11 protein-coding genes are annotated in these 12,849 nt (G+C 44.2%); 5 read left to right on the forward strand and 6 right to left on the reverse strand.

All coding sequences use genetic code 11. The annotated features are described in order from the left end of the window. Positions 1-209 precede the first annotated feature (209 nt). Positions 210-1,244, reverse strand: coding sequence for a Kelch repeat-containing protein (locus tag ACFQ21_RS21060; RefSeq protein WP_377582250.1), 1,035 nt, complete (start codon positions 1,242-1,244; stop codon positions 210-212). 2 nt (positions 1,245-1,246) lie between these two features. After that, positions 1,247-2,539 (reverse strand): DUF4270 family protein, encoded by a 1,293-nt coding sequence (locus ACFQ21_RS21065; protein ID WP_377582253.1) that lies wholly within the window; start codon positions 2,537-2,539, stop codon positions 1,247-1,249. A 312-nt stretch (positions 2,540-2,851) separates the two neighbouring features. Between ACFQ21_RS21065 and ACFQ21_RS21070 the strand changes: the two genes are divergently transcribed. The 3 genes from ACFQ21_RS21070 to ACFQ21_RS21080 all read left to right on the forward strand — a co-directional run bounded on the left by ACFQ21_RS21070 (position 2,852) and on the right by ACFQ21_RS21080 (position 5,421). After that, positions 2,852-4,090, forward strand: a complete 1,239-nt coding sequence (locus ACFQ21_RS21070; protein ID WP_377582255.1) for a hypothetical protein — start codon at positions 2,852-2,854, stop codon at positions 4,088-4,090. 162 nt (positions 4,091-4,252) lie between these two features. Next, the gene (locus ACFQ21_RS21075; RefSeq protein ID WP_377582258.1) at positions 4,253-4,750 is read left to right on the forward strand and encodes a cupin domain-containing protein; all 498 of its coding nucleotides are present in this window, start codon (positions 4,253-4,255) and stop codon (positions 4,748-4,750) included. A 5-nt stretch (positions 4,751-4,755) separates the two neighbouring features. Then, positions 4,756-5,421, forward strand: coding sequence for a carboxypeptidase-like regulatory domain-containing protein (locus ACFQ21_RS21080; protein WP_377582261.1), 666 nt, complete (start codon positions 4,756-4,758; stop codon positions 5,419-5,421). Between the two features lie 22 nt (positions 5,422-5,443). On the opposite strand, the gene ACFQ21_RS21085 is transcribed toward ACFQ21_RS21080, so the two are convergent. The 4 genes from ACFQ21_RS21085 to ACFQ21_RS21100 form a co-directional block, all read right to left on the reverse strand. Next, complete coding sequence (locus tag ACFQ21_RS21085; RefSeq protein ID WP_377582264.1) at positions 5,444-6,001, reverse strand: RBBP9/YdeN family alpha/beta hydrolase; 558 nt, start codon at positions 5,999-6,001, stop codon at positions 5,444-5,446. 4 nt (positions 6,002-6,005) lie between these two features. After that, the gene (locus tag ACFQ21_RS21090) at positions 6,006-6,449 is read right to left on the reverse strand and encodes a nuclear transport factor 2 family protein (RefSeq protein WP_377582267.1); all 444 of its coding nucleotides are present in this window, start codon (positions 6,447-6,449) and stop codon (positions 6,006-6,008) included. A gap of 171 nt (positions 6,450-6,620) precedes the next feature. Then, the gene (locus tag ACFQ21_RS21095; protein WP_377582270.1) at positions 6,621-7,496 is read right to left on the reverse strand and encodes a DUF4249 domain-containing protein; all 876 of its coding nucleotides are present in this window, start codon (positions 7,494-7,496) and stop codon (positions 6,621-6,623) included. A 63-nt stretch (positions 7,497-7,559) separates the two neighbouring features. Then, on the reverse strand, positions 7,560-9,842 hold the full coding sequence (locus ACFQ21_RS21100) for a TonB-dependent receptor (protein ID WP_377582273.1): 2,283 nt from the start codon (positions 9,840-9,842) through the stop codon (positions 7,560-7,562). 186 nt (positions 9,843-10,028) lie between these two features. On the opposite strand from ACFQ21_RS21100, the gene ACFQ21_RS21105 reads away from it, so the two are divergent. Next, positions 10,029-11,912, forward strand: a complete 1,884-nt coding sequence (locus tag ACFQ21_RS21105; protein WP_377582275.1) for a sensor histidine kinase — start codon at positions 10,029-10,031, stop codon at positions 11,910-11,912. A 201-nt stretch (positions 11,913-12,113) separates the two neighbouring features. Then, a complete protein-coding gene (locus ACFQ21_RS21110) occupies positions 12,114-12,812 on the forward strand; it encodes a zinc metallopeptidase (RefSeq protein WP_377582278.1) in 699 nt (232 codons plus the stop codon). Positions 12,813-12,849 lie beyond the last annotated feature (37 nt).

Here is a 12,849-nt window from a genome sequence, read left to right on the forward strand (position 1 = left end):
CCATTTTTTATTTCTTCGCTTTCGTTCCACTGGCCATACAAGCCTTCTGCAAAATACAGAAAGCTGTTGTGCCTGCCAATGGGTTAATGCATTACTATAAAGTATAAGACATTATCTGTCTGCTATACATTAACAGGTCGTTCAGCCAGTCAGTCCCTACTACCGATACCGCTACTCGCATTAGACTGACTGAACGCTCCTATCAATGGCTAGTATGTTTCGTCATATTCTTCGTTCGGCTTGAACTCCCAGATGTCATCGTAACGGCTTGTACCGTTTTGACCGGTGCCTACAAAGATGCGGTCGCTCAACACATATCCTACCGCGAGGCTTCTTGCAGAACCTTCGAAAGATGTACGATCATCCCAATCGAAGGTAGTAGCATCAAATACGTAAACTGTTTTATCGGTCGCTCCGGTGGAAGATACACCACCTATAATATAGGCTTTGGTATCTACTGTTACGGCTACAGCATCATGACGATACATGGCGAGTTTAAATTCATCGTAATCCGATTCGTCATCATCCGGTGAACGTTTTGTCCAGGTTGGATTACCACCATCTGTACCGGGCACAAATTCCCAGAAGTCAAGATTGTGCAAGCCATTGTCCCAACCGGCACCTATATATGCTTTACCATCAATTACAAATGCAAGTGCTGATTCAAGTTTATCACCCGGATAACTTACAATCTCCTTCCATGTGTTGCTGGACGGATCATATTGCCAGAAATCACTGTTCGTGTTATCACCATCGTAACCAGTTCCTACATAGCCGTAGTTTCCGATTGAAAAAGCAACAGCACTGTAACGTGCAGAACCTCCGAAGAGACCTAATGAATCCCATGTGTTTGTTGTCGGGTCATATACCCAGAAATCACGAAGCTCTTCTTTATCAGCATCGCGGTTATAACCAAGCCCTACATATCCTTTACCACCTACGCTAAATGCAACAGCACGCTCGCGTGGTGTACCCGGAAATTCGGCTATAGATTCCCAATAGCCGTTATTGATATCAAAACCATATACATCGTTCCAATAATCATCACCATCATACCCGGTTCCCACAAACACTTTGGTACCTATAGTAAATGAAAATGCGCCAGAACGTTTAACACCTTTAAATGGAGTAACCTTCGTCCAGTTACCCTGGTTCGTTTCATCATCGTCTGATGAAGAGCAGGCGGTAAACATCACAAACCCGACCAGCGCAATAAGCGCAGTTGCTATTTTTATCTGTTTCATTCTTAGTTTTTATTATTTACAGTGACAAAATATATTCTGAGGCGTGTCTCATAATCCACTCCGTTACTTCCCGCATAAATGCGATCGACCGAAACCGGGAAATTTTGAGCGAGCGAGAACACCAAACCATTCTCATTCAACTCTTCCAACTCCATCTGTTCTTTCACAAACGATGTTACATCGAGGGTATAGCGCGTATAGCGGCCAAGATCTGTATCCGTCAATAGTGTAGCATTGATACCGTATTGTGCGTAGAAATTATTTTTCTTGTCAGCTGTATATACGACCAGCGATGAAGGCAATGGCATTTGATCATCATACGATTTACGGATCGGGTATATATCCAGCGTAGCTTGTGTAGGATAGAAATTGTCGATCTGCTTGAGTGTGCGCAGGTACGGCATATCTACACGCAGCAGCAGACCGGCACCTGCCTGCAGGTATGATTGCTCATCCGTTTCATCAGCACTCAGTCTTACATCCGTTTCCGTAAGCGATGCAATCTTGGTACCGGTAAGGTCTGTATGAATATGGGTATAAATAATGTTCGAAGTAGATGCTGCAAACGACAAGTAATTATCTGTTGTGATTGGAACTGTACTCTTATCTTTATAGTATACGCGCAGCTCAGGAGTTACAGCAAAACCAAGCAGACACGTTGAGCTGGTAGAATCCGGAAATACAGCGAGCCCGCGGAAGTGACGCAAAAATTCTGCTGACGTACTTAACTCATCGCTGCCACTAACAGCTTTTGCAAAAAGATCTCTACCAAGTTCATCGGAAAGTCTTATCTCAACAGAGTCTGCTGTACGATTCGGGCGCGGGGAAAACGTAATTGAACCGAGCGGGGTATCATCAACGGAAAATGTTTTGTCGCTATATAATGTACCATCATCGTCTTCAACGATTTCTTCATTCACATAATGTACATTCAACTTCATGCTGGCCGTTGTATCATAGTATGAATAGTGATCGTATTTCAACACAAGTGCTACATATTCATACGATACATCTTCGTCATCAAGATCCATATTAGACGAAGTGGGCACTACCTGGAAGTATGACGATGCCGTGATGCGACCCAGCTTTTCATCTGTATGCGAGCCGAGCAGGATGCGTGCCCCCGCAGCCGTAGTCAGGTTCTCTATACGTATAGTAGACAGCTTAACCGATGAAGAATCGATGTATGAAAAGTCAAGTGCGCCTTCGTTGAAAAAGTCTGTACCGATCTCGGAAGAGTCTACACCACACGATGCCATCGTTAAAACCGCTAAGACAAAAAGAATTTGCTTCATGGAAATTTATCTCCGTAACAAAACAACCGTGTTTGCGCTGTTTCATGAAATGAATGAGACAACTCGAATTAATTCAGCTACCAAACACAATGGAGTGCCAACCTACAGAGTGTCTACCGTTTTGTGACGTGATGAAATTTTATGCAAAACCGCTTTTTTTCAAGGGTTTACGCGATTATATACTTTTTATGAAATGTACTCGTAAATAGATCGGCACAAAAAAGAATGCTGTAGTGGCATTTGCCATATTGGTCGCTAATTCTTGTTGAGCCCGAATGCGCTGGCGAAGTTGCAAGACTAATACAACTGCAAATGCCGAGATTAACACAAGTTCTGATAGCAGGAGCGCTTCTGCTGGTACAAGGTAGTCTTTACGCTCAAAATATATTCAGCTCACCTTACTCTGTATATGGTGTAGGCATGATCAACAACAGAACTTCTTCGCTAAACAGAAGTATGGGTGGTGTTGGTATTGCCGTGCAGGATGATTACAACCTTAACCCGGTTAATCCGGCTTCGTACGGAGCCATCTCGTCACCGATCACGCATATATATGAGATTGGTTTATATGTAGAGTCTAACCGATACCTCACTACATCAAAAGCAGAATCGAAATCTACAGGTGGTATTACCAACATTAATTACTGGTTCAAGTTTTCGAAGTGGTGGTCTGCTTCCGCAGGACTTGCTCCTTATAGTAGTGTGGGCTATAAAATAAATACGCAGCGCGAACTCGGGGCGGCATCCAATGTAAATTATACGTACGATGGCAGCGGAAACCTGAATCAGCTTTACCTTGGCAATTCATTCAACGTAGTTAAAAACCTGTCACTCGGTGTTAACCTCTCCTATATATTCGGAAGCATTACTAAAAATGAAAGTATAGATATTCCAAGTCAGTCGAGTGTACTTACTTTCGAGAACCAGGTAGTGGCACGCAAGGTGCACGCTGACTTCGGCCTTCAATATCGCATCAACCTGAAGAATCGCGCGTTGGTAGTGGGACTTGTAGCTGATAACGGCATAAAGTTTAACGGCTCACAAAAAAGCACACTATACGATGAGAATGCCGACACACTCACCAGCGATAACGGTGACAAACTGAAGTATAAACTTCCTGCTTCATACGGTGTAGGACTCGCGCTGCATTCCAAACGATCCATCATTGCCGCCGATCTGAAATTTGAAAAATGGAGCTCGGCCAGTTTCTCTGACCAGGAACTTACTTTTGAAGACTCATGGAAATTCGCCTTAGGATATTTATACAAGGGTAATCCCAATGCAGAATCGTACCTCGGCCTCGCTTCACTGCGTGCCGGTTTCTATACCCAGAACTATCCCATCAAACTGGATGGTACAAGTTTTCTAACGTGGGGTCTATCGGCCGGAGTATCATTGCCCGTGTTTGATGGCAAGTCTTCGATCAATCTCACCTATTCATACGACAGGCTCGGTACTACATCCAACAATCTTATCCTGCAAAACTCACAGAAGATTATGGTCGATGTGGTGATCCGCGATCTCTGGGGCATCCGGAGAAAATTTGATTGATGTAGTCTGATCAACGTATCGCGGCAATACAGGATTTTCAACCTGTAACTCCTAATCTATTTTCTTTATTAAACGATGCATGCCTGCACGTTCGCAGATTTTATGCGTGGTGGATTGTGCAGAACGTTTTATATTGGACTTTGTATAGCAATTCCTCAAAGCATGAAAACTCCCGAGTATTGGATCCGGCACCTTGAATTACTTCCTCATCCGGAAGGCGGGTTTTACAAGGAGACGTATCGCGCTTCAGAATCTGTTCCTGCCGCAGGACTTCCCGCTCGCTTTGGTGCTTCACGAAATTTTTCCACTGCTATATATTTTCTGTTGCGCTCGCACGACAGGTCTTTGTTTCATCGGATAAAATCAGATGAGCTTTGGCACTATCATGCCGGCAGCAGCCTTACTATTTATATACTTACGGATTCGGGTGTTGTTACACGCACGCTGGGACCTGATATAGAAAACGGAGAATCGCTGCAGGTAGTAGTGCCGGCCAATTGCTGGTTTGGTGCCAAAGTTGCAGCAGCGAATAGTTATACACTTTCCGGATGCACGGTTGCTCCCGGATTTGATTTTGCAGATTTTGAACTGGCCGACCGGCATACTTTACTTAAAACTTTTCCGGCCGCTGGTTCCATCATAGAACTACTGACGAATTAGAATACGTGCTGAACCGAATCATTTTCTTTGCGCTGTTTTTGGCAAATGTGGGTATAACGGCTCACGCACAGAAGCAACAGGTATATACCGGTATTATTGTAGACTCGGCTACCTTTAGTCCGTTGCCATTTGTAACGGTGCGTATAAAAAATTCCATGCGCGGCACTTCTACCGATGTACAGGGTAATTTCAGCATTTCGGCGACCGAACGCGATACACTTGTGTTTTCACTGGTAGGCTACCAGGCTATTGAGCAACCGTTGTGGAATTATGAATCGAGTATAATTCGCATGACAGAGAAAGGAATTATGCTTGAGTCTGTAACGATCGAGTCGAAGGCGATCGGCTACGAGGGGATGTTTGATGATGAGAACGCAAAGCTTGCACGAAGAAAATTACCGTTCTACCTGTCGAAGTCCAAAAAGCAAAAACGCAAACTTACGTGGCTTCGCGAAGATAACATTCGTGCTAAAACGTATGTAGATGTGGTGATCAACAACCCCGAAACCAAATCGGGGCTAATGAAGAAATATAGCCTGACGGAAGATCAATACTATAAACTGCTCGGTGATTTCAATGCGCAGAACTATACCATTATGTACTACCTCACCGCTGGTGAGCTCATGACGCTGATCAATAATTTCTACGAGAAAAATGCCGGTAAAAAATAATTCCGGAAGAGAAATATAGTCTCTACTTTACCTTTCCTTCATCCAATCGTTTCAGCAGTTCAATTCCCTGTTCGAAATTTCCGAAACCTGCCGCTACATTAATGTGTCCGGCAGGGCCGATGCTTACCAGTTCACTTCCCCACGCGCTGGCAAAATGTTTTGCACGATCGTACGTAACATAGTAATCATCCGTGCTGGCTACTGCGATGGAAGGAAACGGAAGTTTATTTAACGGCATCGGCATAAAACCGGAAATACCGAGAGGATATGTATCGGCATCGGTATCGCTCGGAGCCACGAGCAATGCTCCTTTTATTTTACGATGGAAGCGCGCAGCCCAGAAGGCCACCGTGCAACACGCCAGACTGTGGCCGACCAGTAGCACCTCCGTTGTATTCAATTCTGAAATTTTCCGATCGATTGTTTCAATCCATTCGCTTTGAACGGGTGTATCCCAATCGCGTTGCTGCACGCGTATAAAATTATACTCCTTTTCCCACAGCGTTTGCCAATGTCCTTCTCCGGAATTTCCAAGTCCGGGCAGTATCAGTACAGTTGATTTAAAAGTATAGAGTGTCACAGGTTTATTTGAAGTCTACATTACCATTTACGTATTTCACATTGTACTTAAAGCTGTCGATGCGCCAGCCTTTATCCGTCAGCACACAATGCAGATCATAGCTTCCTACAAATTCGCGCGTGGTTCCCTGTGTTGCTGATTTTTTATAGTGCAGGGCGATGGCGTAGCAGAAAACGGTCGCTTCGATTGCCTCAGCATGAAAGTTTACCAGGTAATTACCGGCCTGGTGATGCACAGCATCTATACCGGTAAATCCTGTCTTCCATATCTGGCATATATCTTTAGCCGGAATCTTTTTTCCTTCGCCTCCACCGACAGAAGCCATATCAAACCAAACCTGTTCGGTAAGCACTTCCTCCAGTAGTTTATCCCACCATTGGTAATCAGTATAAATAAATAATTTGGTGGCGACTTCTATTACTTCATCGCGTTTGCTTTTATTCTCCATAATGAAAGGGATTTGGGATTATGAGTTCGAAAATATATAACGCCTGCATACTTTGAAAGGTTGTTGCCCGCAGATCGCACAGATTTTCGCAGAAAGATCCTTCAAGTCACTCAAGTAAAATCAAAAAATCAAACCGATAAAATTACAATCGGGAAGTCTGGTGATTCAGCACTACTGTTCTTCGAGCACAAAGGTGCGGATATCGGGTACGTATAGATTAAAAAATCCTTTGCCACCTTCAACGTTGGAAGGATAATTAACGGGCTCGCTCAGGTATTCGATAAAACTGAAACGATTATCGAGGCGCAGCTTCATGAAATTATAATACTCTTCACTGATGTTTGAAAGAAATACCGCCACAGTATCGCCTGCATGAAAGTCACGTTGAAACGCACGAAAGGCTTCTCCATACTTCGGACCGTCAAATTCTACATCATCCAGCAATCGCATGAACGAACGTGGGTTGAGTGCATCTTCAATCAACTCGGCACGCTCTATGTGCTGCACGTTCAACATATACCAGTTCTTCTCCATCGGGTCTGTCAGGGTATATATTACCTGCACCAGCGTATCATCGTATCCATCGAAATATAGTTCAGCCTCAATGTCATCAAAGGAAATCATTGGTTTCACAGTGGTAGTTGCTCTCACTTCGCCCAACGTCTCACTAGCAACATGCAACGTATACTCCTCGCCCGCAGCGAACGGGATAAATACACCACCGTATATACCACTGCCGAGTGCCGTAAGATTATAGGTTTGTTGTGTATTACTGATGGTAACAGTCGCATCTTCAACAGCAATCTGATCGAGCAGCTCCTGGGCATCACTATCTTCATTCGCGTCAAGCGCACCAAACGATTTGGTAAGCAGCACCACCAGCGATTGATCCGGTATAATTTGTGTGTTCACCACAATCTGCGGCTGCACCACCGGTATACCCTCCACCTCCAGCGGTTCCGGTATACAAGCCGCCATAACAAAACAAACTGCCACTACCAGGTGCGCACTCAACAATTTTATATATATATTCCTTCTGGCAATCATCTTACTTCTTACTTCTTACTTCTTACTTCTTACTTCTTACTTCTTACTTCTTACTTCTTACTTCTAAAACCTAAACCCGTAACTCACAAACGGAATCAACCCAAACAATCCCGGCTGCTCGTAGCGCAGCGTATTGGTAGTCTCATCCTGTTCAATGGAAATTCCCACCGGGTTTGCCCGGTTATAGGCATTATATACTCCTGCAAACCATTGGTATTGAAATTTACGCTCGGGCTTGCCTCTGAATTTAACACCAAAATCAAGACGATGTGTGTCGGCAAGTTTTACCTGGTTAATGCCCGAGTAAATCGGTACGAGATCAACACCGGTTAATGTTGGTGCGAGTGTAACATACTGTCCTATTACAGGTGTAAAGCGCGATCCTGAAATATACTCCCACACCGCAGAAACGGCCCAGCGTTTACTGATCGCATATTGCATAACAATAGCACCGTTGTGTCTTCTGTCGTAACGCGAAGGGAATCGTTCGCCACCGTTGATCTCGTTATACTGTCGCCACGACCATGACAATGTATAGCTGATCCACCCGGTAAATTTACCCGCATCCTTACGTATCAAAAATTCCAGACCATACGCGCTGCCCGAGCCTTGTATGAGTTTGGATTCAAAATCGTTATTCAAAAAAAGATTTGTTCCTTCTTCGTAGCCAATCAGGCTGTTCATTGATTTATAGTATGCTTCTACAGAGAGGAAAACGTTTTCCTTCGCAAGCGAACGCTGCCATGCCAATGCTAGCTGGTGCGAGGTTTGCGGACGAATGCTTGCTGTAACCGGATACCATATGTCGGTTGGTGATGTAACGGCAGAGTTCGAAATGCGGTGCATATACTGCACCATGCGCGAGTAACTGAACTTCAACGCTTCATCGTTGTTGATAGCATATCGTACTGAAACACGAGGCTCCGGGTAAAAGTATATTTTATCTTTTACTGCGGCCATAGACGCACGCAGACCGGCATTGAACCGCCATCGCTCTGATACAGGCCACTCATATTGCGCGTGCAACGCCAGCTCGTTGGACAATCTGCCATCGGTAGCACTGCTCTCGAATAATTCTGCTATAGTGCCTTGTGAGTTTATAATGTTAGGACTCACCGCATGGCGTGTCCACTCGGCACCGCCTTTAAATATACCATGACCAAAGAGCGAATCTTTTTGCAGCAACACACGTGCGCCATAATCTTCTATATCTGATAACGCACGAAGTTCATTTTCTTCGAAGGCATTGCGAATGTTGTATTTATACTCGGAGCGTATCAGGGAAACCGAACTATTCCAATTTTTTTTTAATCGATGATTCCATTGAAGCGATAAACTGGTATTCCCGGCTTCATATTCGGTCAGGAATCCGTCACCATCATTATCGCGATCACGAAACAACTCGAGCTCATCTACACCTCCGTAGTAACTCACTTCAATACGATCGCGACCGGAAGGTTTGAATATTAATTTACCATTCAGATCATAGAAGTAATACGGAAGCTCTTCGTTACCAATGGCTTTTACAACCTGGTCTATATAGGTCCTGCGACCTGCTACCCAAAGACTAGCTTTATCTTTTACCAATGGTTGTTCAACAAATAAACGTGATGCAATTACCCCTATATCTCCGGATATACGGGTTTTGGTTGCAACGTTATCAATCGTTTCAATATTAAGTATCGATGATAACCTTCCGCCAAACTCTGCCGGAAAACCTCCGTTGATCGCTTCCACTTTGTTCAGTATATCAGGATTGAACACGGATAAAAATCCGAGCATGTGACTCGGGTTATAGATCGGTACATCATCGAGTAGTACAAGGTTCTGATCGGCTGCACCTCCTCGTACAAACAGATCGGAGCTACCTTCTACACCACGCACTGTACCGGGTAATAATTGCAGCGCTTTGATAACATCTGCCTCACCACCCAGCACCGGCAGCATGCGGATGTCTTCTTGTGTGAGTAAATATGTACTTGTTCGATTGGTTTGCAGCATGTCTTCCTGCGGATTGCGCTGCCCTATAATTTCGACTTCCCGCAGATGCCCTGTTGTAGCGTGAAGAGAGACCGAGAGCGTAGTATCGCGCTTTAACAAAAAAGTTTGCCGGTATATTTCATGACCTACAAAAGAAACAACGATGGTTTTCTTGCCGCGCGGCAGTGCTTTTGAAAACTTCCCATCATTTGAGGTTGCAATATTTACCGAGTCAGGGTAAATAAAGACATAAGCGGAGGGAAGACGCTCACCGGCCTGATCGCGCACCACACCCTTTAGTGTTACTGTCTGCGCCATGGCGCTGTGCATGCCAACGATCAGAAATATTCCAGCCAGCCGTCTCATGATACAGTTGTCCCCAGGGAATTTAGTGAATAACAAAATAGTAAAACATAACGATACATGACCATGTTAATTTTGTTATTGATAAAAAAATGATTTTTACTGTATGTAAAAACCTACATGCTTTTTTAGCAGCAATTGTGCTAATCCAAGTCTGGTAAAAGTCTTATTTTGAAGTTTTAAGTACGAATGCGCTCCTCTCTCGTAATTTTATTGATGTTACCGCTGGCAGGATCATTACCGGTATTGGCATTGGAAAAGAAAGACAGCATTCGTTTAGCCGGAGTAATTGATCTGGCAACGGATATTTACCTGTCTGATCCTGACTCTGCTATAGCTCTCACCAATGCTGTAGTGGCTGAAAGTATACAGCGTAACGATTCGTACTTTCTGGCATCAGCCTATTATATTCTTTCCAAAGCCAGTTGGACAAAAGCCAATTACCGCCTCAGCACTGAGTATGGCTTCAAGGCTCTGAAGTTAACTGAAAATTCACCGTATATTCATTTGCAGGGATTATGCCTGCTGTCGCTTGCGAGAACGTCAATAGAACTTCGTGACTTTGAACAGGCTGATGCTTTTCTGAAACGTTCACGACAGCTTGCTACTACGAACCGTGATATGCAATTGCTGGCAGATACGTATCGCGAGCGATCGATGTTACTGTCGGAAAAAGGTGAGTACGACTCTGCACTTCATTTTGTAGATAACGGACTGGAGTTGTACCAGGACCTGCACGATACGCTTAGCATTAGCATACTCTATAGTCGCAAGGTAAAGATATACTATACGCTTCATGACTATAACAAAAGCATGGCCTATAACCGGATCGCTCTGCACCTGGATAGTGTTGTGGGGAACAAACGTGCACTGGGCATATCTTTTTATTATGCTGCGCTGAATGCGAGTAAGCTAAATCACCCCGACAGTGCTATCCGGTTTTTGAAAAAATCTATAGACTTCAGCAATTCCGTTTACAATCTTTCAAGTCTTATCAGGGCTCATACCTTACTGGCCGATATTTATACCGACACGAATCAACCCGCATTGGCCGCCGAGCAACTTCGACTCGTAAGCCAGTATAAAGACAGTTTATACAATGCTGAAAAGAGTGGACAGATACAGGAGATGAAATCGCTTTACGAACTGGAGTCGAAAGACAGGACTATTGAAGAGCTCGGCAATAAAAATACACTACAGCAAAAACTCATCAGCAATCAGCGGTGGTTAACTATACTGCTGGCGATTGGTATCATTCTTCTCACAGCTTTTATCCTTATGCTTTCGCGGCTGCGTGGAATACAGACGCGCACCAATGTTATACTGGAAGAAAAAAATAAAGCTATAGAACTACAGCGCGAAGAGATGCAGGCACAGGCAGAGTATCTGCATTACCTCAATCAGCTTAAGTCTAAATTATTCTCGGTGATCAGTCACGATCTGCGCGGCCCAATCGGCAACTTGCAATCATTGCTGGAGTTGGTGACACAAAAAGCATTGAATCACGAAGAGTTCATGATGATATCGGATCGTGTAAAAGATAACCTGAAAGCCACGCAGCGCACGCTTGACAACCTGCTCAACTGGTCCCTCAGTCAGATGGAAGGTATACGTACCGAGCGAAAAGCACTTTACATCAGCGCATGTATCGATGAAGCCTGCAACCTGCTGGCAGATGTTGCTGCCCAGAAAAATGTTTCGATCGATAATGCCAGTCTAGCATCCATCCAGGTGATGGCCGATCCTAATCAGGTGCAGTTAATCTTGCGTAATCTTATTCACAACGCAGTAAAGTTTTCAACTGTGGGAAGTCGTGTTGAAATTTCGACTCTCCTTGTAGAAAGTTGTTGCCGCGTTACGGTTAAAGATTCGGGTATAGGAATGACACCGGAAGAGGTAAACATGATTCTGGCGCAGGAACATTTTACCAAGCGCGGCACGCAGGAAGAGAAAGGTACGGGCCTTGGTCTTTTACTCTGCAAAGAATTTATCAAACACAACGGAGGCGAACTCAGTATTACCAGCAATCAATCGCAGGGGACAGAGATATCTTTTACACTAATGCTCGTATAGTATTTTCAAAACGAACATTATACTTCCTCCATACGTTTTACGTTTAGTCTGGTGCTGTCTCAAGGGCATTAATTTTTCTAATCAAAGTTTAATCTATAACAAGCCTGTGTCGATTTGGCAGTTTTTAACTTTTGGCGCAAAGCTTGTTACTTGCAGTAACATCAGAATTTCTGATAAACAACCTAAAAAACGAAACGAGAAATGGGAGCTTTAATTATTGGTCTTTTTTTCATGGCAGTGGGATGGATTGTGAGTTCGAGGCTGAAGAGTAAATTCAGAGAATATTCGCAAACACATCTTACCCGCGACTTAACAGGTGCTGAAGTAGCACGCCTGATGTTAGCGGACAATGGTATACACGATGTACAGGTAACGCATGTTGAAGGCGAGCTTACCGACCACTATAATCCTGCTACTAAAACAGTAAACCTGAGCGAGCCGGTATATTTTGGCAGAAACGCTGCCGCTACGGCTGTCGCTGCGCACGAGTGTGGCCACGCTGTGCAACATGCAAAAGCCTATAGCATGCTGGAGCTTCGTTCAGCTTTAGTGCCGATTCAGAACATCAGCGCAAAAGTGATCAACTTCCTGTTTATGATCATGATGTTCGGTGCCTTCTTTGCATCACAGATCATTCCGTTCGATCTCGCTATACTGATCATCATAGGATGCTACGGTGTGTTTGCTTTGTTCGCATTGATTACACTGCCGGTAGAATTTGACGCCAGCAAAAGAGCATTAGCCTGGGTACAATCCCGAGGCATTGTTAATACACAGGAATATGGTATGGCCAAAGATGCACTGAAGTGGGCTGCCATGACGTACGTAGTTGCTGCCATCGGTGCACTTACCACGCTGTTTTACTATGTGATGCTGTTCCTCGGCAGCCGTGAGGACTAACGTTAGTAAACGTTTGAAAAAGTATTAGAAAAAGATT

The organism is Ohtaekwangia kribbensis (assembly GCF_042676245.1).
Classification (GTDB): domain Bacteria; phylum Bacteroidota; class Bacteroidia; order Cytophagales; family Cyclobacteriaceae; genus Ohtaekwangia; species Ohtaekwangia kribbensis.

What these genes read in the sequence shown, in the direction of transcription:
- ACFQ21_RS21060 (WP_377582250.1), bottom strand. Translation starts at nt 1,244, where the DNA reads ATGAAACAGATAAAAATAGCAACTGCGCTTATTGCGCTGGTCGGGTTT.
- ACFQ21_RS21065 (WP_377582253.1), bottom strand. Translation starts at nt 2,539, where the DNA reads ATGAAGCAAATTCTTTTTGTCTTAGCGGTTTTAACGATGGCATCGTGT.
- ACFQ21_RS21070 (WP_377582255.1), top strand. Translation starts at nt 2,852, where the DNA reads ATGCCGAGATTAACACAAGTTCTGATAGCAGGAGCGCTTCTGCTGGTA.
- ACFQ21_RS21075 (WP_377582258.1), top strand. Translation starts at nt 4,253, where the DNA reads ATGAAAACTCCCGAGTATTGGATCCGGCACCTTGAATTACTTCCTCAT.
- ACFQ21_RS21090 (WP_377582267.1), bottom strand. Translation starts at nt 6,449, where the DNA reads ATGGAGAATAAAAGCAAACGCGATGAAGTAATAGAAGTCGCCACCAAA.
- ACFQ21_RS21095 (WP_377582270.1), bottom strand. Translation starts at nt 7,496, where the DNA reads ATGATTGCCAGAAGGAATATATATATAAAATTGTTGAGTGCGCACCTG.
- ACFQ21_RS21100 (WP_377582273.1), bottom strand. Translation starts at nt 9,842, where the DNA reads ATGAGACGGCTGGCTGGAATATTTCTGATCGTTGGCATGCACAGCGCC.
- ACFQ21_RS21105 (WP_377582275.1), top strand. Translation starts at nt 10,029, where the DNA reads ATGCGCTCCTCTCTCGTAATTTTATTGATGTTACCGCTGGCAGGATCA.
- ACFQ21_RS21110 (WP_377582278.1), top strand. Translation starts at nt 12,114, where the DNA reads ATGGGAGCTTTAATTATTGGTCTTTTTTTCATGGCAGTGGGATGGATT.